Annotated in this window: 19 protein-coding genes; 18 read left to right on the forward strand and 1 reads right to left on the reverse strand. The window is 57.5% G+C overall.

The window, feature by feature from the left end; all coding sequences use genetic code 11:
- Positions 1-60 precede the first annotated feature (60 nt).
- Positions 61-1,422 (forward strand): anaerobic C4-dicarboxylate transporter DcuC, encoded by a 1,362-nt coding sequence (gene dcuC, locus ACK3SD_RS06735; RefSeq protein ID WP_481127206.1) that lies wholly within the window; start codon positions 61-63, stop codon positions 1,420-1,422.
- 221 nt (positions 1,423-1,643) lie between these two features.
- Positions 1,644-2,732 (forward strand): acyltransferase family protein, encoded by a 1,089-nt coding sequence (locus ACK3SD_RS06740; protein WP_481127207.1) that lies wholly within the window; start codon positions 1,644-1,646, stop codon positions 2,730-2,732.
- A gap of 51 nt (positions 2,733-2,783) precedes the next feature.
- On the opposite strand, the gene ACK3SD_RS06745 is transcribed toward ACK3SD_RS06740, so the two are convergent.
- Positions 2,784-4,370: a TerC family protein gene (locus ACK3SD_RS06745; protein WP_481127509.1), complete on the reverse strand. Its 1,587-nt coding sequence runs from the start codon at positions 4,368-4,370 to the stop codon at positions 2,784-2,786.
- Between the two features lie 1,108 nt (positions 4,371-5,478).
- On the opposite strand from ACK3SD_RS06745, the gene ACK3SD_RS06750 reads away from it, so the two are divergent.
- From ACK3SD_RS06750 to ACK3SD_RS06825, 16 genes are all read left to right on the forward strand, one after another.
- Positions 5,479-6,612 carry a polysaccharide export protein gene (locus ACK3SD_RS06750; protein WP_481127208.1) on the forward strand — a complete coding sequence of 378 codons (1,134 nt, stop codon included), beginning with the start codon at positions 5,479-5,481 and terminating at the stop codon, positions 6,610-6,612.
- A gap of 6 nt (positions 6,613-6,618) precedes the next feature.
- Positions 6,619-7,053, forward strand: coding sequence for an arsenate reductase/protein-tyrosine-phosphatase family protein (locus tag ACK3SD_RS06755; protein WP_137762833.1), 435 nt, complete (start codon positions 6,619-6,621; stop codon positions 7,051-7,053).
- A 12-nt stretch (positions 7,054-7,065) separates the two neighbouring features.
- Positions 7,066-9,237: a tyrosine-protein kinase Wzc gene (wzc, locus tag ACK3SD_RS06760; RefSeq protein ID WP_481127209.1), complete on the forward strand. Its 2,172-nt coding sequence runs from the start codon at positions 7,066-7,068 to the stop codon at positions 9,235-9,237.
- Between the two features lie 155 nt (positions 9,238-9,392).
- Positions 9,393-10,226, forward strand: coding sequence for a glycosyltransferase (locus ACK3SD_RS06765; protein WP_137762835.1), 834 nt, complete (start codon positions 9,393-9,395; stop codon positions 10,224-10,226).
- Positions 10,227-10,254: 28 nt separating this feature from the next.
- Positions 10,255-10,842, forward strand: a complete 588-nt coding sequence (locus ACK3SD_RS06770; RefSeq protein ID WP_240775738.1) for an acyltransferase — start codon at positions 10,255-10,257, stop codon at positions 10,840-10,842.
- Between the two features lie 105 nt (positions 10,843-10,947).
- Positions 10,948-12,027 (forward strand): glycosyltransferase, encoded by a 1,080-nt coding sequence (locus ACK3SD_RS06775; RefSeq protein ID WP_481127210.1) that lies wholly within the window; start codon positions 10,948-10,950, stop codon positions 12,025-12,027.
- Positions 12,027-13,262, forward strand: coding sequence for an O-antigen ligase family protein (locus tag ACK3SD_RS06780; protein WP_481127211.1), 1,236 nt, complete (start codon positions 12,027-12,029; stop codon positions 13,260-13,262). Before ACK3SD_RS06775 ends, ACK3SD_RS06780 begins: the two co-directional genes overlap by 1 nt.
- Positions 13,255-14,262, forward strand: a complete 1,008-nt coding sequence (locus ACK3SD_RS06785; protein WP_137762837.1) for a glycosyltransferase family 4 protein — start codon at positions 13,255-13,257, stop codon at positions 14,260-14,262. The genes ACK3SD_RS06780 and ACK3SD_RS06785 overlap by 8 nt, the downstream gene beginning before the upstream one ends.
- Positions 14,252-15,406 carry a glycosyltransferase family 4 protein gene (locus ACK3SD_RS06790; protein ID WP_137762838.1) on the forward strand — a complete coding sequence of 385 codons (1,155 nt, stop codon included), beginning with the start codon at positions 14,252-14,254 and terminating at the stop codon, positions 15,404-15,406. The genes ACK3SD_RS06785 and ACK3SD_RS06790 overlap by 11 nt, the downstream gene beginning before the upstream one ends.
- A 16-nt stretch (positions 15,407-15,422) precedes the next feature.
- Positions 15,423-16,877 (forward strand): mannose-1-phosphate guanyltransferase, encoded by a 1,455-nt coding sequence (gene cpsB / locus ACK3SD_RS06795; RefSeq protein WP_481127212.1) that lies wholly within the window; start codon positions 15,423-15,425, stop codon positions 16,875-16,877.
- 81 nt (positions 16,878-16,958) lie between these two features.
- A complete protein-coding gene (gene cpsG, locus ACK3SD_RS06800; RefSeq protein ID WP_481127213.1) occupies positions 16,959-18,335 on the forward strand; it encodes a phosphomannomutase CpsG in 1,377 nt (458 codons plus the stop codon).
- A gap of 82 nt (positions 18,336-18,417) precedes the next feature.
- The gene (gene wbaP, locus ACK3SD_RS06805) at positions 18,418-19,851 is read left to right on the forward strand and encodes an undecaprenyl-phosphate galactose phosphotransferase WbaP (protein WP_481127214.1); all 1,434 of its coding nucleotides are present in this window, start codon (positions 18,418-18,420) and stop codon (positions 19,849-19,851) included.
- Positions 19,852-19,924: 73 nt separating this feature from the next.
- Positions 19,925-20,818 (forward strand): UTP--glucose-1-phosphate uridylyltransferase GalU, encoded by an 894-nt coding sequence (gene galU / locus ACK3SD_RS06810; RefSeq protein WP_481127215.1) that lies wholly within the window; start codon positions 19,925-19,927, stop codon positions 20,816-20,818.
- Positions 20,819-20,859: 41 nt separating this feature from the next.
- A complete protein-coding gene (galU, locus tag ACK3SD_RS06815) occupies positions 20,860-21,765 on the forward strand; it encodes a UTP--glucose-1-phosphate uridylyltransferase GalU (protein WP_481127216.1) in 906 nt (301 codons plus the stop codon).
- A gap of 157 nt (positions 21,766-21,922) precedes the next feature.
- Entirely contained in the window at positions 21,923-23,848 is a 1,926-nt protein-coding gene (locus tag ACK3SD_RS06820; RefSeq protein ID WP_481127217.1) for a hypothetical protein, read from the forward strand.
- 120 nt (positions 23,849-23,968) lie between these two features.
- Positions 23,969-25,450 (forward strand): MOP flippase family protein, encoded by a 1,482-nt coding sequence (locus ACK3SD_RS06825; protein WP_481127218.1) that lies wholly within the window; start codon positions 23,969-23,971, stop codon positions 25,448-25,450.
- Position 25,451: the final 1 nt, after the last annotated feature.

Genomic DNA, 25,451 nt, shown 5'->3' on the forward strand with positions numbered 1-25,451 from the left:
CGGCTGATGAACCCACAGGCATGACGCCTGTGCACAACCCTAATCACAAGAGGAGCCTGTATGCTGGAGCTGGGAATCGGACTGGCCGTGACCATAATCGTTGGCCGCTACATTATCAAAGGTTACCCGGCCAGCGGTGTGCTGATGGCCGGTGGTGTGGCATTGCTGGCAATCAGTGCCGCGCTGGGGAAGGGGGTGCTGCCGGCGGGCACCCCTGGCACCGGCTGGGCGGCTGCTGACATTGCCGAGTATGTCAAAAGCCTGCTGATGAGCCGGGGTGGCGACCTCGGCATGATGATCATGATTTTGTGTGGCTTTGCCGCCTACATGACCCACATCGGCGCCAATGATCAGGTGGTCAGTTTGGCGTCGCGGCCGCTGCGCCGCATCAACTCACCCTACCTGCTGATGGTGGCCGCCTATCTGGTGGCCTGCCTGATGTCGCTGGCGGTCTCCTCCGCCACCGGGCTGGGGGTGCTGCTGATGGCAACGCTGTTCCCGCTGATGGTCAACGTCGGCATCAGCCGCGGGGCCGCCGCTGCCATCTGTGCCTCGCCGGCCGCCATCATCCTCTCTCCCACCTCCGGTGACGTGGTGCTGGCCGCCAATGCGGCAGAGATGCCGCTGGTGACCTTCGCCTTCCGCACCACGCTGCCCATTTCAGCGGCCGCCATCGCGGGCATGGCGCTGACGCACTACTTCTGGCAACGCTTCCTCGATCGCCGCGCGCCCGCGGAAACGGCGGCGCCGGCGGCACCCGATGCCGCGCCGGCTACCGCCGCGCCACGTGGCTATGCGCTGCTGCCCTTTTTGCCTATCGTTGGCGTGCTGGTGTTTGATGGCAAGTGGGGGCCGTCGCTGCATATCATCACCCTGCTGGTGATCTGTCTGGTGCTGACGGCGCTGCTGGAGTTTCTCCGCAGCCGCGACGCCCGCAGTGTGTTCCGTGGGTTGGAGGTGGCCTACCGCGGCATGGCCGATGCCTTCGCCAGCGTGGTGATCCTGCTGGTGGCGGCGGGTGTGTTCGCCCAGGGGCTGGGGGCACTCGGCTTTATCCGCGCACTGATTGACCTGGCGCAGGGGGCGGGCGGCGGCGCGCTGGTGATGCTGCTGGTGCTGGTGGCCATCACCATGCTGGCCGCCATTACCACCGGTTCTGGCAACGCGCCCTTTTATGCTTTCGTGGAGCTGATCCCGCCGCTGGCGGCACAAATGGGCATCCGGCCCGCCTATCTGGTGATCCCGATGTTGCAGGCTTCCAACCTCGGGCGCACGTTATCGCCGGTTTCCGGGGTCATTGTGGCGGTGGCGGGAATGGCTAAGATTTCACCTTTCAAGCTGGTGAAACGCACTGCCGTGCCGGTGATGGTTGGACTAATGATAGTGATTATCACTACTGAATTGTTAGTTTCACCACATTAAAAACCAATAACCCGCCGATTTATAGCAGAGGCGGGTTTCAGAATCCTCTGCTGTTAAAAGTGAAAAATTTGTAATCTCATGGGAAGGTCCCCCTATTTCACTCGACATCTTTTTGACGCCAGCAATATTATTTTCGGGATTTATTACGCCTGTCATCTGGCAGTCCTATCCTGCATTACTGCGTTAACGACCCGCGGCGCGGCCTGATACCGGGAGATGTTATGAGTGGAAACGATCGCGAAATACAGTGGATCAATACGCTGAAAGGCGCCTGTATCCTGCTGGTTATCTTGCACCACTTAATGCTGACCAGTTTCATCCCTTCGTTGAAAATCATTGGTGAGGAGAGCATCTTCGGACAGTGGTGGCTGACGTTGAATGCGTACCTCACCCCGCTGCGGATGCCCTCCTTCTTCTTTATCTCTGGCCTGCTGGCCACCAACTCTGTCATCAACAAAGCCTGGCGGCAGGTGTTCACCAAGCGTGTGGTGAACATGGTGTATGTCTACCTACTCTGGTGCGTGATTCAGTGGGCATTCGTCACCTTCATCAACCAACACCTCTCCATTGACCAGTGGGAAGTGCGCAACATGGTGGGCGCGGTCTACGCCGACTCGTTCAATCAGTTCCTGATGTTTGTGCTGACGGCAATGTCCAACGCCTGGTATCTCTACGCGCTGGCGATCTACTTTGTGGCCTGCAAGCTGTTTAAAAACAACGTTGTGCCGTTGCTGCTGCTGGCGGTGATGGCGAACTACATCGCCGCCCGTGGCCTGCTGCCGGGCTGGGGGCCGAATAGTGTGGCGCAGAACGCCATCTACTTCTGCACCGGCTGCTTCTACGGCAAGCAGATTGTTGAGGCGCTGCGGATGCGCCGTAACATCCTGCTGGCGATTATGCTGGCGCTGCCGTTCGCCCTGCTGCACGGCTGGTTTGGCATGGACAAGAGCATTTTCCACTGTGCCATCGCCATTGTGCTCTGCATCGTCATCTGCCAGCAGGTGAACCGCCGCATGAACCCGGCCAGCCTCAATTGGTTGGGCAAGAATACCCTCCAGGTCTATGTCATCCATAAGATCATCACCGAGGCCATCGCTGTCTGTGTGGTGGGGATGCTGGTGCACTACCACCTGTTCGCCAACGGCATCTTCTCGGCCATCTGGATGCTGATCTTCCCGCTGGTGGGCGTGTCGCTCTGCGTGTTTATCTCCCTTGGCATCTGGCGGGTGATCAACCGTGGGCCGGGCAGGGCGCTGTTCCAGTACCCCGGCCTGAACAAGCCGCTGCCGCCCTTGGTGAAACAGCCATAAAAAAAGCGGAGCCGGTTGACCCGGCTCCGCCTCTTTTCCTGCCGCCTGCGGCTACACTTCGTAATCCTCTTCCACCGGCTGCACTGGCGCGGTGATCTTCACCCGCGTGATGCGGTGGCTGTTGACCTCCAGCGCCTCAAACAGGTAGTCGCCAATCTGGTAGGCCGCCCCCTGTGTGGGGATCGCCTGCGCATACTCCATCAACAAACCGGCCAGCGTGTGGTACTCCCGCTTCTCATCCGTCGGCACCGGGATGTAGAGCGCCAGATCCTCCAGCGGAATATAGCCATTGGCGATCCAGGTGCGCTCATCGGTCTGCTGGATATCGTGGCGCGGGTCATTCTCCTCACCGGCCACCGGCAGGTTACCGGCGATGGTCTCCATCACGTCCGTCAGGGTCACGACCCCCTCGACCGAGCCAAACTCATCCACCACGAAGGCAAAGTGGGTCTGCGCCTGACGGAACTGCTCCAGCGCCATCAGCAGCGTCAACTGCTCCGGGAAGATCAGCGGCTGGCGCACCACGGCTCGCACATCCAGCGCCTGCTGCGCCAGCAACTGCCGCAGCAGGTCGATGGTATGCACCACCCCCAGCGGCTCATCGGTGGCGTTGTCCTCCGTTACCATCAGCCGCGTGTGCTGGTTGCGCGACAGCTGCGCCGCCAGCGCTTCAGGCGGATCGTTCAGCTCCAGGCACTCCACGTCATGGCGTGAGGTCATGATGCTGCTGACGCTGCGCTGGCCGAGGCCCAGCACGCGCTCAATCATGCGCCGCTCCTGCTCGTTGAACACCTCCTGCCCGCCGCCGCTGTCAGCCACCATGTTGGCGCTGTGGTTGTCGAGATCGGTCTCCTCATGCCGGCCACTGAGCATACGCAGCACCGTTTCGGCGGTGCGCTCGCGCAGCGAGCGGTGGGAGGAGAGGAAACGCCGCCGGTTGAACTGCGCCAGCTGGTTGAGCGCCTCAATCATCACCGAGAAGCCAATCGCCGCATAGAGGTAGCCTTTCGGGATATGGTAGCCAAAGCCGTCAGCAATCAGGCTAAAGCCAATCATCAGCAGGAAGCTGAGGCACAGGATGACGATGGTAGGGTGGGCGTTGACGAAACGGGTCAGCGGCTTGCTGGCAAGCAGCATCAGGCCAATGGCGATACAGACCGCCAGCATCATCACCGGCAGGTGATCCACCATGCCGACGGCGGTGATCACCGAGTCGAGCGAGAAGACGGCATCCAGCACCACAATCTGCGCCACCACCGGCCAGAAGCGGGCGGCCTTGCGCGGCCCCTCATCGTGATGGTCTTTCGCCTCCAGCTGCTCGTTCAGCTCTACCGTGGCCTTGAACAGCAGGAACACGCCGCCCACCAGCATGATCAGGTCACGCCCGCTGAACGGGTGCGCCATCAGGGTGAACATCGGCTGGGTCAGGGTCGAGAGCCAGGAGATAGAGGCCAGCAGCAGCAGGCGCATGATCAGCGCCAGCATCAGGCCCGTCACGCGCGCGCGGTCGCGCTGTTTGCGCGGTACTTTCTCCGCCAGAATGGCGATGAAGATAAGGTTATCGATACCGAGCACGATCTCCAGTACCACTAGGGTTGCCAGCCCGGCCCAAATTGTCGGATCGGCGATCCATTCCATCACGTCTACAGCCTCAATGTCATACGGGACACCCCGCGTCCGCCATAATGTAAGCCGGGCGCTGAAAATTCAACTTTAAATCCGCCTCCCCCCGGCCAGCGGGGTGAGCGGGGATTAATATTTGAAAATTGCCGCAGTTAAGTGACATTAATCAGTTAATCGAGCGGGTAAAAGTGGAAATATATATGAGGAAATTCCTAAATTCACTGTAGCCATTCTCATACATGCGCCATTCGTCGGGAAATAATGAGCAATATGATTAGTCTGAATTATACGAATTTTTCTCAATCCCGCTTGAAATTCTGGCTAATAAAGTATCCTCACCTCAGTTAAATCTGAAAGAGCTTACTATTCAGGCGGCTGTCGTTCAATTTTGCGACATCGAAAAACGGCGGGAAATAGGGGGGGTAGTCTTATTCCTAAAAGAATAGCAAAGGCCTACAACAGGCTTGTAACACCCGAGCAATAGTATAAGAATCTTAGACACAATTTATATATCACGTTCAACCCAATGCCTAAATGGTGGCGATAAATTGTCAGTTATGTGACAAGCCTATCATTTACGTACCGGGCTTAGCCCAGCCTGAAGCCGCGTCTGCCGGCGTAAGGGCGCGAGGTTGTTGACGTTTTCTCCGTACAGTGCATTGGTAGCTGCAAGCCAAGGGCGGTAGCGTGTCCGGGTAAAGGGGAGGTCAACAGTTCCGCTGCGAAATATTCGCAGGGGAACCAAGATATAGACCATTCCTAACGTCAATTTCTTTAACTTACGCCATGATGCCCTCCGTCAGGAATGAAAGCGGCCTGCGGGCACTGCCAATGAAGTAATGGCGGTGAGCCGGAAAGGGCAGAAGTGAATTCAGGTGAAATTGATAAGCAATTTATATGAAATCGGTTAACTAAGAGCATTCAACAGATGAATGTTTGATAAAGATCGTTATAGTACGCATCAAGCTCACTCATTTTGTTAAGGAACCAGCCGCTATTACGAGACGCCAGTGACCAGATGCTTCTACTACACGCTTGGGGCTTTGAAAGGTTGAGCAGTGACTTTATCAGGGACGGCGGAATACGTCCTTTTCAGAAAATCAGCGACAGTGATGATAATGCAATGGCTAATAGAAAATTAAAACTGATACCGCTTTTGGTATCGATCACCCTGATCAGTGGCTGTGCCGTCATTCCTGGTCAGAATCTTTCGACCAGTGGGAAAATGGTAGTTAAACAGGACGACGCCGATTACGACATCGATAAATTGGTTAATGTCTATCCGCTCACGCCGAAATTGGTGGAGCAAATGCGTATCCGCCCGCTGGTCGCACAGCAAAACCCGGCGCTGCAAAATGAGTTGGCCAATTACCAGTACCGCGTGGGCGTGGGCGATGTGCTGAACATCATCGTCTGGGACCACCCGGAGCTGACCACGCCAGCCGGTACTTACCGTAGCGCCAGCGACACCGGTAACTGGGTGCACGCCGATGGCACCATCTTCTATCCCTATATTGGCCGCGTCCGTGTGCTGGGCCGTACCGTCACGCAGATCCGTGACGAGATCGCCGGCCGTCTGGCGCAGTTTATTGAAAGCCCGCAGGTGGACGTGAGCATCGCCTCCTTCCGCTCGCAGAAGGTCTATGTCTCCGGTGAAGTGGGCACCTCCGGCCAGCAGCCGATCACCAACGTACCGCTGACCATTCTGGACGCCATCAACGCCGCTGGCGGCCTGACCACCGACGCCGACTGGCGCAATGTGGTGTTGACGCACAATGGCCGCGAGGAGCACATCTCCCTGCAATCCTTGATGCAGGAGGGCAACCTCGGCCAGAACCGTCTGCTCTATCCGGGCGACATCCTGTTTGTGCCGCGCAACGATGACCTGAAAGTGTTCGTGATGGGTGAAGTGACGCGTCAGTCCACCCTGAAGATGGACCGCAGTGGCATGACGCTGGCCGAGGCGCTGGGCAATGCTCAGGGCGTAGACCAGAACGCCGCCAACTCTACCGGCATCTTCGTGATCCGTCCGCTGAAGGGCAAAGAGGGCAGCAAGCTGGCGAACATCTATCAGCTCAATACCCAGGATGCCTCCAGTATGGTACTGGGCACCGAGTTCCAGTTGCAGCCGTATGACATCGTCTACGTGACCGCGGCGCCAGTCGTGCGTTGGAACCGTCTGATCAGCCAGTTGCTGCCGACCATCAACAGCATCCGTTACGTGACCGAAACGGTACAGGACTTCAGGAGCTTCTAAGCCACCATGTTTAATTCGATTCTGGTGGTTTGCGTCGGCAACATTTGCCGCTCCCCAACCGGGGAGCGGTTACTGCGTAAATACACCGATAACACGATCATCCAATCGGCCGGCCTGTCCGCCCTGGTGGGGAAACCTGCCGATGAGCAGGCAAGCCAGGTGGCGGAGGAACACGGATTACGCCTCGAGGGGCACAGCGCCCGGCAACTTACTGCCGCCATGTGCAGGGAGTTTGACCTGATCCTGGTCATGGAGCGACGCCATATCGATGCGGTGACCAATCTGGCGCCGGAAGTCCGGGGTAAAACGATGCTGTTCGGGCACTGGGATCAGCAACGTGATATTCCCGATCCCTATCGGAAGAGTCGCGAGGCCTTCGAGTCCGTATACCGTTTACTTGATGATGCGGCTCAGAAATGGGCAAAAGCACTTACTAGCTAATCAGGGAAAAAGATGTCTGAGAAAAATAGAGTTCAATCAAGCCACGTGGGCGGCAATGACGAGATCGATCTGGGCAGACTCCTCGGAACCCTGCTGGATCACCGCTGGCTGATCATCGGGATCACCTCCCTGTTTGCCGTGATCGGCATCATCTACACCCTGTTCGCGACGCCCATCTACAAGGCGGACGCGATGGTGCAGGTGGAGTCCTCGGTCGGCAATGCCATCATCGACAATATGGACAGCCTCATGCCGAGCGCCCGTTTGGGTTCTGACGCAGAGATCCAGCTGATCCAGTCCCGTATGGTGCTGGGCAAGACCGTGGCTGACCTGAACCTGGACACCCAGGTGCAGGAGCACCACTTCCCGGTGTTCGGCAAGGGCTGGGCGCGCATCAGCGGCCAGGACCCGGCAGAGATCGCCGTGTCGCGCTTCAATGTGCCGACCAAACTGATGAACAAGCCGATGTCGCTGGAGATCGTCGATGGCAAGCACTATGTGCTGAGCCAGGATGGTCAGGAGCTGCTGAAGGGCGAAGTGGGCCAGCTGGCGACCAAAGGGGATATCTCCCTGCTGGTGAGCGATGTGAAGGCAGAAGAGGGCACGGTGTTTGACATCATCAAGCGTCCGGAGATCTTTGCCATCAAGCAGATCCAAGGGCAGTTGCTGATCGAGGACGCGGGCCGTGACACTGGCGTGCTGACCCTCTCACTGACCGGCGAAGACCCGGACCTGATCCAGCAGACGCTGGCCAGCATCGCCAACAACTACCTGATGCAGAACGTAGAGCGCAAGTCCGCCGAGGCTGAGAAGAGCCTGGAGTTCCTGCGTGTGCAACTGCCGCAGGTACGCAGCAAGCTGGATATCGCCGAAGACAAGCTGAACCGCTACCGCCAGCAGAATGAGTCCGTGGACATGTCCCTCGAGACCAAATCGCTGCTGGACCAGATGGTCGGCCTGGAGAGCCAGCTTAACGAGCTGACCTTCCGTGAGGCAGAGATCTCCAAGCTCTACACCAAGTCTCACCCGGCTTACCGCACCCTGCTGGAGAAGCGCCAGACGCTGGAGAATGAGAAGAACAACCTGAACAAACGTGTCAGCTCCATGCCGGAGACTCAGCAGGAGATCCTGCGTCTGACCCGTGATGTGCAGGCTGGTCAGGAAGTCTACATGCAGCTGCTGAACAAGCAGCAGGAGCTGAGCATCACCAAGGCCAGCACCGTGGGCAACGTACGGGTGGTGGACAACGCGCTGACCCAGCCGGGCACCGTGAAGCCGCAGAAGATCCTGATCATCATCATCGCCATCATGCTGGGCCTGATCGTCTCCATCTTCTGGATTGTGGTGAAGATCATGCTGTACCGCGGCATTGAGAACCCGCAGGTGCTGGAAGAGGCAGGCATCAACGTCTACGCCAGCATCCCGCTCTCTGAGTGGCAGCAGAAGAAAGACCGCGAGCTGTTCGCGCAGAAAGGCACGAAGCGCAAAGAGCAGGCGCAGGGTGTGCTGGCAGTGGGCAACCCGACCGACCTGGCAGTGGAGGCCGTGCGCAGCCTGCGTACCAGCCTGCACTTCGCGATGCTGGAAGCGAAAAACAATATCCTGATGATCTCCGGTGCCAGCCCGTCGATTGGTAAGACCTTCGTCTGTACCAACCTGGCGGTGGTGATTGCGCAGACCAACAAGCGCGTACTGATGATCGATGGCGATATGCGTAAGGGCTACACCCACGACCTGCTGGGCATCCCGAATACGCTGGGCCTCTCTGACATCCTCTCTGGTCAGAGCAGCGTGGCGAACGCGGTGAAGAGCAGTGGCGTCGCCAACTTCGACGTGATTACCCGCGGTAAGGTGCCGCCGAACCCGTCCGAGCTGTTGATGAACGAGCGCTTTGACGAGCTGTTAGCGTGGGCCAGCCAGCACTATGACATGGTGCTGGTCGATACCCCGCCAATCCTGGCGGTGACCGATGCAGCCATCGTGGGCCGCAAGGCCGGTACGGCGCTGATGGTGGCGCGCTACGGTGTCAATACCCTGAAAGAGATCGAGGTGAGTATCAACCGCTTCGACCAGAACGGCATTGAGATCAAGGGCATTATCCTCAACTCCGTTATCAAGAAAGCGAGCAACTACTACGGCGCTTACGGCTACTACGAGTACGAGTACAAATCAGCCAAACAGTAAGGGGAGGGGGCACCCCTCTCTCTGGCCGGCCCCCAACGGGGCTGGCCTGCTGCTGGCTCGCTGCACCCACACTTTCACCTGCCGCCGCCGGAAGGCAGTCAGGCAATTTACTGGTCAGTCAATATCCGGACTCACTAACCGCAGAGAGTGAAACTATGAACGAAAAACGCGTATCGGTGTATATTCCGACCCATAACCGGTCGTCACTGTTAGAGCGGGCAATTAAATCGGTTATTAACCAGACCTATAAAAATATTGAAATATTGGTATGCGATGATGGCTCATCAGATGATACCCAGCAACTGGTCGAGCGTTATCAGCAAAAGCATGACAATATCCGTTATCTAAAAAATGAGACGCCAAAAGGTGCCTGTGCGGCACGTAATTTGGGCATTAACGCGGCCACCGGTGAATATATTACCGGGCTGGATGATGATGATGAATTCTTGCCAGAGCGCATTGAGAAATTCGTTAAATTCTTCAACCGCCACAAATACCCTTATTTGAGTTCAGGCATCATCTTTAATTTCGGCAAGCACCAGAAGGTGGGCTTTAATAAGGTCACCCATATCCAGCTTGACGCGCTGCTCTATCAGAACATTGTCGGCAGCCAGATCTTTACCAAGACCGACTACCTGCGTGCGATTGGCGGTTTCGATGAGAGCTTCAAGGCCTGGCAGGACTATGACACCTGGGTTCGCCTGAGCGCCCGCTACGGCGAGGGCTATAACATCGGCGAGGCGACCTACATCCAGCACCTGGAGCATGAGTTTGGCCGCATCACCAAGAGCAACAAGCTGGAGATTGGCTACAACCAGTTCGTGACCAAGCACCGCAAATTGCTGAAACCGGCGCACCGCAAGAACCTGCTGTTCAACTACAAGATGGCGCGCGACGAGAAGCTCTCCATCCAGGACATGGTGCAGGTGTGCTACCCCGGTAACGTGGTCAACGTGATTAAGTACCAGGCACGCAAAATATTGATGTAACCCAAACGCGCTTGAGCAAGGAATAATAATGAGCCGTGCGATCTATTTCGTCCTTCTGATGGTGAAGGATGCACTGAATTATCTCTCCCATGTGGGATTCCGGGCAAAAATGCGCGCCAACCGGGTGCGTATTGATAAAACCGCCTCGGTGTTCAAGCAGGATAAAAATGAGGTGATCCTCCATCCCGGCGTCTCCATCGGGAAAGGGAGCGTCATTACCTGTTCCGATGAAATGGCCAAGCCGGGTGTCCAGAGCCGTATTGAGATTGGCGCGGACACTGCCATTAATGAATATAACAACATCCGGGCATCAGGCGGGGAAATAGTTATCGGCAAGAAATGCATTATTTCCCAATATGTGAGCATGATCGCCAGTAACCATGAAATCAATACCACGGAATTCATGAAAGATGCCTTGTGGGACAACGTGAAAACCTCCGTCACCATTGGTGATGACGTCTGGATCGGCGCTGGCGCCGTGATCCTGCCGGGCGTCCAGGTGGGCAATGGCTGCGTGATCGCCTCAGGTGCCATCGTGACCAAGAGCGTGCCTGACTACAGCATCGTGGCCGGCGTGCCGGCAAAAGTGGTCAGCCAGCGCCAGATCCACCACTGATTCCCTTTTCCGACAACTCACAGAGCCGTATGCCCTATGCCTATGCTTAAAGATCGACACATTGCGATAGTCTTCACTGCCGCCATCGTGGGTGGCCATGAACTTATGGCTGTCGAGCATATTAAAAAACTTCAGCGCAAGGGGCTGCAGCTGTGCTGCATGGTGCCGGATGACAACCAGAAGCTGATGGCGACCCTCGATCAGGCGGGCATCGCCTGGCAGCCGCATGATGTGCGCCACCAGAAGCTGGAGATCCTGCACGCCTTCTTCAACCTGGCGCTGCGCGCCCGTGCGGCGCGCCTGCTGAAGGATCTGGCGGCGCGCTTTGATGACATCGTACTGATCCAGGGCGACATCGAACTTGGCTCGGTGTTCGTCAACATGGCGGCGCAGCAGAAGCTGGATGTGATCTCCTATATCCCCTATGCACACAGTTTCCGCAAGATGCACGCCAAACTGGCGGGCATCAAGGACGCGCTGGGCGCGGTGGCCTACCGCCGCTGCACCCGCTACATCACCATCTCTGAGTGCTTCGCTGACGACCTGCGCCGCTGGAACCCCAAGGCGCGCGTGCGGGTGCTGCCGAACTTCGTCGCGCCGCCGCCGGTGGCCGAGATCCGTGGGGTGGGTTACCACTTCACGCCGCGCGCCGACACGCTGCGCATCCTGATGCCGGGCCGCGTCAGCTTCCGCCAGAAGGGGCAGGATGTGCTGATGGAGGCGCTGAAGCGTCTGGCCGGCCTGCCGATCGCCATTGAGGTGGTGGTGGCGGGGGATGGCCCGGATCTGGCGGCGCTCAAGGCGCAGGCGGCCACGCTGCCAGCCTCGATCAAGGTCACCTTCCTCGGCTGGGTCAACCCCATCTGGGAATACGCCTACGACGTCGATTTCATCGTTATCCCCTCGAAATATGAGGGCGTGCCGCTGGTGATGCTGGAGGCGCAAAAGCGCCATATCCCGATCATCGCCTCACGCCGTGACGGCATGAAGGACTATCTGGACGCGCGCGCCATCTATGACGTCGATGGCCCACTGGATGAGCCGGCCGCGCTCGCCGGCAAGATTGCCGACTACCTGCGCGAGCAGCACGGCATCAGCGCCACGCAGGCGGAGGCCCGCCCGGCCAGCCGCCCGGCCGCTGGCGCGACGCCACTTAATACTCCAATAAAAGAAGAACGCTTATGATGATGAGTAGCTCCCGGGCCATCAGCCTGGATAACAGCCGCGGCCTGTCAATGTCGAGCATCCTGATCTTCCTGACCGCGGTCGCCTGCCAGCTGACGGACGTCGCGCTCGGGCCGGTCAAGGTGTGGGAGTTGATGGCACTGTCGCTGTTCCCGTTCTTTGTCCGCCGCATTGAGACCAAGCTGCTGATTTTCTTGGTGGTGTTTGTGGTGCTGATGCTGCTGTCGCTGCTGAAGGGCGCGATGGGCGACGTCTACTTCTCCAACTACGGTGGGCTGAAGAGCAAATATGTGATCTCGCTGGTGCGCTTTGTGGAGCTGGTGCTCTGTCTGGTGGTCGCCTGCCTGCCGTTCAACTTCTACCGCAACAATGGGTTGAGCTTCCACGACATCGTCAACAAGTTCCTGAAATACAACGCCATTATCTGTCTGGGGATCTTTGCGCTGTTTATGGTGGATATCGCCATCGGCACGCGTCTGGTCTCCTACGGCTCCACCCACCGCCTGCGTGGCTTCTACGTGGAGGGCGGCCCCTACGGCCTCTACATCAGTACCTTGCTGCTGCTGGAGCTGATGTTCTTCAAGCGCAAACTGATGCTGGCGCTGTTCGGCGTGGCGCTGCTGGCCTCGCAGTCGAAGGCCGGCATCGTGGGTGCGGCGGTGTTTGCCTTCTTGGCACTGGCATTCCGTTACCCGTTCCTGCGCAGCTTCCTGACGCCCAAAAGGGTATTCCGCTTCTCTACCCTGGTGCTGGTGGGCGTGCTGCTCGGCGGCGGCGTGATGTACAAGGTGGCCGAGAACTATGTGGATGACCTGAGCAACCTGCATCAGGTGCTGGAGCAGCGCGGCAATGACCCGTCGCTGGTGATGGGGCGCATCGCCGCCACCTTTATCGGCCCACGCATCATTGCCGACAACCCCTTTATCGGGGTAGGGCTGGGCACCTACTCACTGGTGCGCAACAACTCAGAATACCGTGGCCCCTTCCCGATTGTACCGGGCTGGGATTTAACCGGTCTGGGTGGGTTCTTCAACCTATTAATTGAAAATGGCGCAATAGGTGTAATCCTGTTTTTAATTGCCACCATCCGTTATTTCCGATTTAACGAAATGGGCATGGTCTTTTTCATCCTTTTCGTATTGCCATTCTTGTTGGGTGCGCAGTTGTATATGGTGTATCCGTGGTTATACCTCGGGTTTTATTGTGTCTATCGTAGAGAGATGACTGATGAGTAGGATTATTTACGACAACCGATGGGACGGTTCCGGCGGCATTGGTACTTTCGCGAACGAGATCAACCGAATAAATAAGTACGAAGATGCAAATTTCACCGGTAAGCCGGTTTCACCTGGCGACACGATTAAAACTGCCATGGCGAGCCTGTCGAAACGCGGCGATGTGATCTTTTTTCCGGGATATATCCCGCCGCTGTTTTCGAAAATACCTTACGTGTTTACCGTACACGATTTGAACCATTTGGATCGTCCAGAAAACTCCAGCAAGTTCAAACGTTTGTTTTATGACGTGGTGATCCGGAATGGCTGCCGAAAAGCCAAGAAAATTCTGACCGTTTCAGAATTTTCCAAGCGACGCATTGTTGAGTGGTCTGGTATTAATCCTAATAAGGTCGTTAATGTCGGTAATGGCGTCTCAGAAAGTTTTAATGTTCACGTAAAGCCTTATAATGTGGACTTCAAATATTTCTTGTGTGTCAGTAATCGCAAGGCTCACAAGAATGAGCTGCGCACCCTGGAGGCTTTCGCCAAGGCGAATTTGCCACCGGATGTGAAGCTGGTATTTACAGGTAAGCCAAGCGAAGAACTGACCACATTAATGGAAAAATTGCAGGTCGCGGATCGGGTGCACTTTACCCATTTTGTGGCCTTAGAAGATCTGCCCTCATTGTATAAGAGCGCCAGCGGGCTGTTATTCGCCTCGCTGTATGAAGGTTTTGGTTTGCCGGTGATCGAGGCCATGGCCTGTGGAACGCCAGTGATTACCTCCAATACCACGTCATTGCCGGAAGTGGCCGGCGACGCGGCGATTCTGGTGAATCCGCTGGATGTGGACGACATCGCCACCGCCATCAACCAGCTCTACTTCAATGAGGCGCTGCGGGAAAAATTGATTGCGAAAGGATTCATTCAGGCGAAGAAGTTCTCCTGGGCCAAGACCGCAGAGAAGGTGCGGAACGCCCTGAATGAAGTGATTGCTGAGGAACACCATGGAAAATAACTATAGCGTGGGTTTTGTGACCGACTGGCTGGTCACCTACGCCGGCGCTGAGAAGGTGCTGAGCGAGCTGGTAAAAGTCTACCCGGAGGCCGATCTCTACTCGGTGATCGACTTCCTCTCTGACCAGGATCGCCAGAAGATCGGCAACAAGCGTGCCACCACCACCTTCGCGCAGAACCTGCCGCGGGTGAAGAAGAAGTACCAGAACTACCTGCCGCTGCTGCCGCTGGCGATTGAGCAACTGGATGTCTCCGGCCATGACGTGGTGATCTCCAGCTCCCACGCGGTGGCAAAAGGGGTGCTGACCGGCCCGGACCAGCTGCACATCAGCTATGTGCACTCGCCGATCCGCTACGCCTGGGACTTGCAACACCAGTACCTGCGCGGCGCCGGTTTGGACAAGGGCATGAAAGGCTCGCTGGCCAAGTATCTGCTGCACAAGATGCGCCTGTGGGACTACCGCACCGCCAAGGGCGTAGACCACTTTATCGGCAACTCGCAATTCATTGCCCGTCGCATCCATAAGGTCTATGGCCGCAAGGCGGATGTGATCTATCCGCCGGTTAACGTTGACCGCTTCTCGCTCAACGAGAACAAAGAGGAGTTCTACTTCACCGCCTCCCGCATGGTGCCCTACAAGCGGATGGACCTGATTGTGGAAGCCTTCGCCAACATGCCAGACAAGAAACTGGTGGTGATCGGTGACGGCAGCGAGATGGAGAAGGTGAAACGCCTGGCGAAACCGAACATCGAGATCCTGGGCTTCCAGGATGACGCCACCCTGCAGGACTACATGCGCCGCGCGAAAGCCTTCGTGTTCGCCGCAGAAGAGGACTTCGGCATCTCCCCGGTGGAGGCGCAGGCCTGCGGTACGCCGGTCATCGCCTTCGGCAAGGGTGGGGCGCTGGAGACCGTGCGCCCGCTCGGCGTGGCGCGCCCGACCGGCCTGTTCTTCGACGAGCAGACCGTGCCGAGTCTGGTGGCTGCCGTTAACCGCTTCGAGCAGAACCGCGATGACATCCTGGCGCAGGATTGCCGCTTCAACGCCACCAAGTTCTCGGAGGCGCGGTTCCGCGAAGAGATGCAGCAGTACGTGGATGCCAAATGGCAAGTGTTCAACGAATCCAAAAAGATTATTTACTAGGCGTAAGGGGAAACACATGAACTCGACCAAACTCTACCCGGTGATCATGGCAGGCGGCTCCGGCAGCCGTTTGTGGCCCTTATCCCGTATCCTGTACCCGAAGCAGTTCCTGAACCTGAACGGCAACGAAACCATGTTGCAGTCCACCCTGAAGCGTCTGGATGGCCTGAGCTGCCAGAATCCGGTGGTGATCTGCAATGAAGTACACCGCTTTATCGTGGCCGAGCAGCTGCGCGAAATGGGCAAGCTGACCAAAAACATCATTCTGGAGCCGGCAGGCCGCAACACCGCCCCGGCCATCGCGCTGGCGGCCCTGACCGTGGATCAGGCCGAGGGTACGGATGAAGACCCGCTGATGCTGGTGCTGGCCGCTGACCACGTGATCAAGGACGTGGCCGCCTTCCAGCGCGCCGTGACCGACGCCATCCCCTACGCCCAAGAGGGCAAGCTGGTGACCTTCGGCATCGTGCCGACCGGCCCGGAGACGGGTTATGGCTACATCAAGCGCGGCGAGACCGTTGCCCTCGACAACCCGGTCAACGCGCCGGATGAGGTAGCGTTCCGCGTCGCGGAGTTCCGCGAGAAGCCGGATCTGGCGACTGCCCAGAGCTATCTGGAGAGCGGCCACTACTACTGGAACAGCGGCATGTTCCTGTTCCGCGCCAGCCGCTATCTGGAGGAGCTGAACAAGTTCCGCGCCGACATCGGCGGTGCCTGTGCCGAGGCGGTTGGCACCATCGACCCGGACCTGGACTTTGTGCGCGTGGATGTGGACGCCTTCCTGCGCTGCCCGGATGAGTCCATCGACTATGCGGTGATGGAGAAGACCCAGGACGCCATCGTGGTACCGATGGACGCTGGCTGGAGCGACGTCGGCTCCTGGTCCTCCCTGTGGGAGATCAGTGACAAGGATGAGCTTGGCAACGTGCATCAGGGCGATGTCATCAGCCACAACTCACAGGACAACTATGTGTTCGCGGAGTCGAGCCTGGTGACCACCGTTGGCGTGCAGAACTTGGTGGTAGTGCAGACCAAGGACGCGGTGCTGATCGCGGACGTCAATCAGGTGCAGGATGTGAAGAAGATCGTCGAGAAGATCAAATCTTCCGGCCGCCAGGAGCACCATATCCACCGTGAAGTCTACCGCCCGTGGGGCAAGTATGACTCCATCGACGCTGGCGCGCGCTATCAGGTGAAACGCATCACCGTGAAGCCGGGCGAGAAGCTGTCGCTGCAGATGCACCACCACCGCGCCGAGCACTGGGTCATTGTGGCCGGCACCGCCAAGGTCACCAAGGGCGAAGAGCAGTTCATCCTGACGGAAAACGAATCCATCTACATTCCGCTGGGTGAGACCCACTCGCTGGAAAACCCCGGCAAGATTGCGCTGGATTTAATTGAAGTTCGCTCCGGTTCTTACCTGGAAGAGGATGATATCGTCCGTTTCCAGGATAACTACGGCCGCGTGTAACGTTTAAATACTTTTACTATTCACCAGGGCGTGCCGCCTGCCGGCACGTCGGTGTGGGATATTATGCTCAAGGAAATGTCTATGCCTACTTCATTGTCATGCTTTAAAGCCTACGATATTCGCGGCCAGTTGGGTGAAGAACTCAACGAGGATATTGCTTATCGCATCGGGCGTGCCTATGGGGAGTACCTGAAGCCGGAAACCATCGTGGTCGGCGGCGACGTGCGCCTGACCAGCGAAGGGCTGAAACTGGCGTTGGCCAAGGGGCTGCAGGATGCTGGCACCCATGTGATCGATATCGGCCTGAGCGGCACTGAAGAGATCTACTTCGCCACCTTCCACCTCGGTATTGATGGCGGCATTGAAGTCACCGCCAGCCACAACCCGATGAACTACAACGGCATGAAGCTGGTGCGTGAGAACGCCAAACCGATCAGCGGCGACACCGGCCTGCGCGACGTGCAGCGTCTGGCGGAAGCCAATGATTTCGCGCCAGTCGATCCGGCCAAGCGCGGCAGCTACAAGCAGATCTCCCTGCTGGAGGAGTACACCGACCACCTGCTGGGCTACGTGAACCTGAAAAACTTCACCACCCCGCTGAAGCTGGTGCTGAACTCCGGCAACGGCGCGGCTGGCCACGTGGTGGACGCCATCGAGGCGCGCTTCAAGGCGCAGGGCGTGCCGGTGGAGTTCATCAAGGTGCACCACCAGCCGGACGGCAACTTCCCGAACGGTATCCCTAACCCGCTGCTGCCAGAGTGCCGCGCCGACACCACCGCCGCGGTGCTGGAGCACAACGCCGACATGGGCATCGCCTTTGACGGTGACTTTGACCGCTGCTTCCTGTTCGACGAGAAGGGCCGTTTCATTGAGGGCTACTACATTGTTGGCCTGCTGGCACAGGCGTTCCTCGAGAAGCAGCCGGGCGCCAAGATCATCCATGACCCGCGTCTGAGCTGGAACACCATCGACATCGTGACCCAGGCGGGTGGCGAGCCGGTGATGTCCAAGACTGGCCATGCCTTCATCAAGGAGCGCATGCGCAAAGAGGATGCTATCTACGGCGGCGAGATGAGCGCACACCACTACTTCCGTGACTTCGCCTACTGCGACAGCGGCATGATCCCATGGTTGCTGGTGGCCGAGCTGCTCTGCCTGAAGAACAAATCCCTGGGCGAGCTGGTCTCTGACCGCATGGAAGCCTACCCGGCCTCCGGCGAGATCAACAGCGTGATTGCCAACCCGAAAGAGGCGATTGCCCGCGTCTACGATCACTTCGCGCCTGAAGCGCTGAACATCGACCAGACCGATGGCATCAGCCTGGAGTTCGCCGAGTGGCGCTTCAACCTGCGTAGCTCCAACACCGAGCCGGTGGTTCGCCTGAACGTCGAGTCTCGCCAGAATACCGCGCTGATGAACGCCAAAACCGAAGAGATTTTAACACTGTTACGGGATTGATTTACTTGGCGTGGCCGGACGGTATCGCTGCCGCCCGGCCATACCCGCCCAGGCAAGTATGAATATATAAGAAGAGTCAATTATGCGCGTTTATAATGTTAATTTGAGTGGCTTTTTCGTTAAGCTGTCACTGGCAATATCCGACTTTCTGTTCTTCAACCTATCGCTCTACTTCTCCATTGCGGTACTGCGTCACATGACGGATGACGTTTACCAGTACATTCCGCGCCATGAAATGACGTCATTCTACTTTGCGCATCTGCTGCTCTCCCTGCTGGCCGTTGTTTGGTTCTGGGTGCGTTTGCGCCACTACACATACCGCAAGCCATTTTGGTTTGAACTGAAAGAGACACTGCGCACGCTGCTGATTTTCGCCATCATTGCGCTGGCGACGGCCGGTTTCTCAAAATGGGAATTGTCCCGTTACTTCTGGCTGCTGACTTGGGTCACTATCCTGATCACCGTGCCGCTGGCGCGCTCCATCGTGAAGCGCCTGCTGAACAAGATGGGTTACTGGCGCAAGCAGACGGTGATTATCGGCAACCAGAAAAACGCCCGCGAGGCCTTTGTGGCCCTGCAGAGCGAAGAGGTGCTGGGCTTTGACGTGGTGGCCTTCTATGCCGTGACCCCGTGCGATGAGACGGAGTTGTTTGGCAAGCCGGTGATCCAGGATGAGCGGGCGCTGTGGAATCTGACCAACACCGAGGATACCCAGTTCATCGTGGCGGTGGAGTTCGAGGAGCATTCGCTGCGCGACTACTGGCTGAAGAACCTGGCGAAACATCACTGCCGTTCGGTCTCCGTGATCCCGACGCTGCGTGGCGTACCGCTCTATGGCACCGACATGTCATTTATCTTCAGCCATGAGGTGATGATTTTGCGGGTCAGCAACAATTTGGCGAAGCGCACCTCACGTATGATCAAGCGTGCCTTCGACATCTTCGGCTCGCTGGTGATTATGCTGTTGCTGGCGCCGGTGCTGTTCATCCTGATGTACCTGGTGTCGAAAGATGGCGGCCCGTCGATCTACGGCCATGAGCGCGTCGGCCTCGACGGCAAGAAGTTCAAGTGCCTGAAGTTCCGCTCGATGGTCACCAATTCGCAAGAGGTATTGCAGCACCTGCTGGAGACCGATGCTGAAGCGCGTGCCGAGTGGGACAAGGACTTCAAGCTGAAGAACGACCCGCGCATCACCAAGGTGGGCAAATTCATCCGCCGTACCAGCCTGGATGAGCTGCCGCAGCTGTGGAACGTGTTCCGTGGCGAGATGAGTCTGGTCGGCCCGCGCCCGATTATCGAGAAAGAGCTGGAGCGCTACGCCGGTGAGGTGGACTACTACCTGATGGCGAAACCGGGCATGACCGGCCTGTGGCAGGTCAGCGGCCGTAACGATGTCGATTATGACACCCGCGTCTATTTTGATGCGTGGTACGTGAAGAACTGGTCCCTGTGGAACGATATTGCCATTCTGTTCAAGACGGTAAATGTGGTGCTTAAGCGCGATGGTGCATATTAAGAAATCAACTACTCTTAATGATCGTCAACATATAACCAACAGTGAATACCTATACGAAAGGGAAGAAAAACCTATGGCGAGTTTGAAAGCGGTAATACCTGTAGCTGGGCTAGGGACACGTATGTTGCCTGCCACCAAGGCGATCCCAAAAGAGATGCTGCCGGTGGTCGACAAGCCCCTGATCCAATATATCGTGAATGAGTGCGTCGCCGCAGGGATCAAGGAGATCGTGCTGGTGAGCCACTCCTCCAAAAATGCCATTGAGAACCACTTCGACACCTCTTTCGAACTGGAAGCCGTGCTGGAGTCCCGCGTGAAGCGCCAGCTGCTGAAGGAAGTGCAGGGCATCTGCCCGCCGGACGTCACCATCATGCAGGTGCGTCAGGGTCAGGCCAAGGGCTTGGGCCACGCGGTGCTGTGCGCCCAGCCGATGGTCGGCGACTCGCCGTTCATCGTGCTGCTGCCGGACGTGCTGCTGGATGACTCCACCGCCGACCTGCGCCGCGAAAACCTGGCGGCAATGGTTAAGCGTTTTGAAGAGACCGGCCACAGCCAAATCATGGTGGAGCCGGTGCCGGAGAAAGATGTCTCCAAGTATGGCGTGGCGGACTGCAATGGCGTGGACATCGCGCCGGGCGAAAGCACCGTGATGACCGCCGTGGTTGAGAAACCGGCGCAAGAAGACGCCCCGTCCAACCTGGCAGTCGTGGGCCGCTATGTGCTGTCGAAAGATATCTGGCCGATCCTGGAGAAGACCCCGCCGGGTGCCGGTGATGAGATCCAGCTGACCGACGCCATCGCCCTGCTGATGAAGCAGCAGCCGGTGGAAGCCTTCCACATGAGCGGCAAGTCCCATGACTGCGGCGACAAGCTGGGCTACATGAAAGCCTTTGTCACCTATGGCGTGCGCCATGACACCGAAGGCAAAAAGTTCGCTGAGTGGCTGAAAACGCTGGCTAACGCCTGATAGCCTGATTCTCTTCAAACCGAGTGCGAGTGAGGACTTCTATGACGACGTTGAAAGCGGTGATCCCGGTAGCGGGACTGGGTATGCGTATGCTGCCCGCGACCAAGGCGATCCCGAAAGAGATGCTGCCGATTGTCGATAAGCCGATTATCCAGCACATCATCAATGAGTGTGTGGCGGCGGGCATCAAGGACATCATTCTGGTTACCCACTCCTCCAAGAATGCGGTGGAGAACCACTTTGATACTTCGTTTGAGCTGGAAGCCATGCTGGAGGCGCGCGTCAAGCGCTCCCTGCTGGAAGAGGTACAATCCATCTGCCCGCAGGGTGTGACCATTATGCACATCCGCCAGGGCCAGCCGCGCGGCCTCGGCCATGCGGTACTGTGCGCCAAGCCGCTGGTGGGCGGGTCGCCGTTCGTGGTGATGCTGCCGGATGTGCTGGTGGACAACCAGCAAGCCGACTACCGCCACGACAACTTGGCGGAGATGGTGCGCCGTTTTGAAGAGAGCGGCGAAAGCCAGGTGCTGGTCCAGCCCCTGTCCGCCGACGAACTGCCGAACTACTCGGTTATCAGCTGCGAAAACCCGTCGCTGCAGCCGGGCGAGTCTAGCCGCATCACCAAGATGGTGGAGAAGCCGGAGAACACCGACGGCCTCGACTCCAACCTGGCGGCGGTCGGGCGCTACGTGCTCTCGGCGGACATCTGGCCCTACCTGGAGAAGACCGAGCCGGGTGCCTGGGGCCGTATCCAGCTGACCGACGCCATTGACGCGCTGAAAAACCACAGCCCGGTCAATGCGCTGGCACTGAAGGGCACTGCCTTTAACTGCGGCGAAAAGCTGGGTTACATGCAGGCCTACGTTACCTATGGCCTGCGCCATGACAAGCAGGGCGCAGAGTTCAAACAGTGGTTGGCTGAGTTCCAACAGCAAGCCAACGCCTGATCTCCTGATCTTCGCAATGCCACAGGCCGCCCACAGGCGGCCTGTTCTTTGCCCCTTTATCTCCTTTTTCGTATGACAGGCTACATGGGCTGCCGTGGCAATCGGCGGGCCTGTCTTTTTCTGCGCTCTGTTTCCAGGTTTCTGACATGAGGTTCTGATGCGACTGCTTAAAAATTTGACGGACAAAACCAAAAATACCATTAATACCTCCCGCCGCTCGGCACTGACCAAAGTGCTGGTGGGAACACCTCTGGTCGCATTACTCAGCCTTGAAAAATCCCAGGCGGCACCGGCTGCGCCCGCCCTCCCGGCCCCGACCGGCAATGACATGACCGGCCCGGAGCTGCGCCGCCTGATGCGCGCCAGCGATGGCCTGAAGGCGATTGGCCGCTGCTCCAACATCACGATGCTGCGCACCATTGAGCCAACCATCATCGGCCAGAAAATTGATGTCGCCAGCTACCATCCCGGCTGGTCAGATATCGCCAACGGCGCAATCGGCGGCGGCGAGTTTTGGTATGACGCCGCCGACACCCAGTCTGTGGATGATGGCGGCAGCGTGATTGTCACGCAGGGCGGCAAACGCTGGAAGCGCATCACCGACCAGCTGCTGCCCAGCCACTTTGGCTGTATGCCCGGCGGCAAGGAGGATGTCACCGAGAATATGCGCCGCTACATCAAGGCCTGCCGGGGTGGGGTGGTCAACTTCAACAACGGGCCGTGGCGCATCAGCAGCACCATCGACCTGACCGACGTCGCCAAGATCATCAGCGACAGCACCGGCCGCTTCATCGTCGATGCCGAGCGGTTCCGCGGTGACTGGGCCATCCAGCTCGGCAAGCCCAACCAGAAGGCGGGCCGTGGCCGTTGCGGCAGCATCTCGCTGGAGGGGATTTTGATGGCCCGCGCCACCAGCCGCAGCCAGAAGCTGAACGGTATCTACATGAAGGGGAGCTGGCTGAACATCGGCCACGTGCGCGCCGAGAACTTCAACGGCATCGGCATCTACCAGGATTCGGTGTGGGATTCCACCACCCAGCGCCTCTCGGCGGAGTTGTGCGGCAACATCGTCACCCCGCAGATCAAGCTGGGCAGTAACGGTGACACCCACAACGCCTCGCACATCGTCAGCATCCAGAGTGAGCAGGCCTACCACTACTCGCTGCATATCGATGTGCTGCGCGACGTGATTGACAATATCCACGCTGAGCGCACCTATATCCTGACCAATGACGACAACAGCAAGCTGCCGTCCAACCTCAACTACCGCAACGTCTATATCCTGCTGGGCAACTCGATCATCAACCACGCGGTGATGGATGCCGCCACTACCAAGACCGCGCCTGACGGCCAGCCGGTCACCAGCCAGAAGCTCTCCATCAACCTGAATGTGGACTATGGCGCGGTCAATACCCTGAACGCGCGCGGCGGCATTATCTGTACCAACTTTGGCCACCTCTCCACCTTTGATGTCGTGGCCTGTGACGCCTGGTACTTCTCCGATCCGGCGCAAAAACTGTCGATCTCCGATCTGCGGGCGCGCCGGGTGGTGGCCTCGTCCGATATTCAGTTCAGTAACTGCGTAATTTCAGAGGAATTCGAATTACGCTTTAACGCAAAAAATGTGACGATGAGCTCAGTTGATGTCGGTTTAATTAATTTCACCGCGCAGTATCAGGGTGATATTCATCTGTCCCGCTGCAACATCAACACCATCAAGGCACTTGGCAGGCCGAAACCGGGATTTGCCGTCACGGTGTTCCGGGACTGCCGCATTGAGGCGTTGCAGGGGGCAGAAGGGTCGCGGGCCAGATTCTATGGCGGCTACATCAACACCGTTAACCTGGCCTCCGGCAGCGGCGTGGAGCTTTACGATCTCAACTGCGCCAGCTTTGGCTATCAGGGCGACGCAGAGTTCATTACGCAGGGCGTCAGGGCGGAGAAGGTAAACAATTGGGCACATCCGCAGAAGATGACCTTCCCCGCAGGCACCACCACCAGTGTATTGGGCGAGATCCAGCCCGGCCAGCCATTCCGCTATGTCAATGTGGATGGCAAAACCGGTTGGCGAGGTGAGAAGTGATCGCCTGCGTGCAATGACTTGCAGATCGAACAAACAAACACGGCGTCGGCGGGTGGGAGAGCCCCCGGCGCTATGTAGGGATGGAAACATTATGACCTTTTGGCAAGCGGAAACAACACTATGAGCTTACGCGAGAAGACCGTGAAAGGGGCCAAATGGTCCGCCATGTCGACATTTATCGTCATTGGCCTGAGCTTTTTACAGATGACCCTGCTGGCGCGCATGATTGACAGCCATGAGTTCGGGCTGTTGACCATCGCGATGGTAGTGATTGCGTTGGCTGATACCATTTCAGACTTCGGCATCTCCAACTCCATCATCCAGAAGAAGGACATCACCGAAGTACAGCTGACCACGCTCTATTGGTTGAACGTGTGCATTGGCATCACCGTCAGCGTGCTGACCTTCAGCCTCAGTGGCACCATTGCCAACGCACTGCACTCGCCGGGGCTGGAGACGCTGGTCAAGGTGCTGGCGCTGGCCTTCCTGGTGATCCCTCATGGGCAGCAGTTCCGCGCCTTGATGCAGAAGGAGCTGGAGTTCAACACCATTGGCAAGGTGGAGTCCTTCTGTTCGCTGGTCGGCTTTGTCAGTACCCTGACCGTGGCCTACTTCTACCCCTTCGCCATGGCCGCGATGGTCGGCTATCTGATCAATGCCAGCGTACGCACGTTCTCCTTTGCCTACCTGGGACGTAAAATCTACCGGCCAAGCTTTAAGTTCTCCCTGCCTACGGTTAAGGACAACATCAAATTTGGTGCCTTCCTGACCGCAGACAGTCTGGTGAACTTCATCAACACCAATATCTCCACCGCGGTATTGGCACGTACGCTGGGGGCAGTAGTGACCGGTGGCTACAACCTGGCCTACAACGTGGCCGTCATGCCACCGACCCGCCTAAACCCAATCATTACCCGCGTACTCTTCCCGGCCTTTGCCAAAATTCAGGATGACCAAGAGAAGCTGCGGCTGAATTTCTACAAGTTGCTGTCGCTGGTGGGCATTCTGAACTTCCCTGCGCTGCTGGGGCTGGCGATGGTCTCCGATGAGTTTGTCCGGTTTGCCTTTGGCGAGAAGTGGATTTTCATTATCCCTATCCTGCAAGTGTTATGCGTGGTGGGTATCCTCCGCTCCATTGGTAACCCGATTGGCTCGTTGCTCATGGCGAAAGGGCGGATCAACTTAAGTTTCTACTTCAATGTGTTCAAAATCTTTCTGTTTACCCCGGCGCTCTATTTCGGTGCTAAATGGGGTGGCGGTTTAGGTGTGGCGATTGGCTTCCTCTGCGTGCAGACGCTCAATACGCTGCTGAGTTACTTTGTACTGATTAAACCGGTGTTGGGTAAAAGCTACAAAGAGTACGTTAATAGCATTTGGTTGCCGGTTAAATTAACCATACCCATGCTTGTAGGGGTGTATGCGCTTGGATTGATTATTCCTGCCAATTTCCCTGTTTTTGTTGTGTTGATCAGCAAGATTGCCTTTGGGGTCATTGTTTATGGTGTGACGTTGAGCTTCTCTCGTAACGAACTCATTTTTGAAATAAAGCAGCAGCTTTTTAAAAAATCTAAATTTTCCAGATCTGCTACAGGAGTAAAATAGT

The sequence above is a fragment of the Chimaeribacter sp. YP20170169 genome, assembly GCF_056739715.1.

What these genes read in the sequence shown, in the direction of transcription:
- ACK3SD_RS06740 (WP_481127207.1), top strand. Translation starts at nt 1,644, where the DNA reads ATGAGTGGAAACGATCGCGAAATACAGTGGATCAATACGCTGAAAGGC.
- dcuC (WP_481127206.1), top strand. Translation starts at nt 61, where the DNA reads ATGCTGGAGCTGGGAATCGGACTGGCCGTGACCATAATCGTTGGCCGC.
- ACK3SD_RS06775 (WP_481127210.1), top strand. Translation starts at nt 10,948, where the DNA reads ATGGCTGTCGAGCATATTAAAAAACTTCAGCGCAAGGGGCTGCAGCTG.
- ACK3SD_RS06820 (WP_481127217.1), top strand. Translation starts at nt 21,923, where the DNA reads ATGCGACTGCTTAAAAATTTGACGGACAAAACCAAAAATACCATTAAT.
- wbaP (WP_481127214.1), top strand. Translation starts at nt 18,418, where the DNA reads ATGCGCGTTTATAATGTTAATTTGAGTGGCTTTTTCGTTAAGCTGTCA.
- wzc (WP_481127209.1), top strand. Translation starts at nt 7,066, where the DNA reads ATGTCTGAGAAAAATAGAGTTCAATCAAGCCACGTGGGCGGCAATGAC.
- cpsG (WP_481127213.1), top strand. Translation starts at nt 16,959, where the DNA reads ATGCCTACTTCATTGTCATGCTTTAAAGCCTACGATATTCGCGGCCAG.
- cpsB (WP_481127212.1), top strand. Translation starts at nt 15,423, where the DNA reads ATGAACTCGACCAAACTCTACCCGGTGATCATGGCAGGCGGCTCCGGC.
- ACK3SD_RS06765 (WP_137762835.1), top strand. Translation starts at nt 9,393, where the DNA reads ATGAACGAAAAACGCGTATCGGTGTATATTCCGACCCATAACCGGTCG.
- ACK3SD_RS06825 (WP_481127218.1), top strand. Translation starts at nt 23,969, where the DNA reads ATGAGCTTACGCGAGAAGACCGTGAAAGGGGCCAAATGGTCCGCCATG.
- galU (WP_481127215.1), top strand. Translation starts at nt 19,925, where the DNA reads ATGGCGAGTTTGAAAGCGGTAATACCTGTAGCTGGGCTAGGGACACGT.
- ACK3SD_RS06780 (WP_481127211.1), top strand. Translation starts at nt 12,027, where the DNA reads ATGATGAGTAGCTCCCGGGCCATCAGCCTGGATAACAGCCGCGGCCTG.
- ACK3SD_RS06785 (WP_137762837.1), top strand. Translation starts at nt 13,255, where the DNA reads ATGAGTAGGATTATTTACGACAACCGATGGGACGGTTCCGGCGGCATT.
- ACK3SD_RS06745 (WP_481127509.1), bottom strand. Translation starts at nt 4,370, where the DNA reads ATGGAATGGATCGCCGATCCGACAATTTGGGCCGGGCTGGCAACCCTA.
- galU (WP_481127216.1), top strand. Translation starts at nt 20,860, where the DNA reads ATGACGACGTTGAAAGCGGTGATCCCGGTAGCGGGACTGGGTATGCGT.
- ACK3SD_RS06770 (WP_240775738.1), top strand. Translation starts at nt 10,255, where the DNA reads ATGAGCCGTGCGATCTATTTCGTCCTTCTGATGGTGAAGGATGCACTG.
- ACK3SD_RS06790 (WP_137762838.1), top strand. Translation starts at nt 14,252, where the DNA reads ATGGAAAATAACTATAGCGTGGGTTTTGTGACCGACTGGCTGGTCACC.
- ACK3SD_RS06750 (WP_481127208.1), top strand. Translation starts at nt 5,479, where the DNA reads ATGGCTAATAGAAAATTAAAACTGATACCGCTTTTGGTATCGATCACC.
- ACK3SD_RS06755 (WP_137762833.1), top strand. Translation starts at nt 6,619, where the DNA reads ATGTTTAATTCGATTCTGGTGGTTTGCGTCGGCAACATTTGCCGCTCC.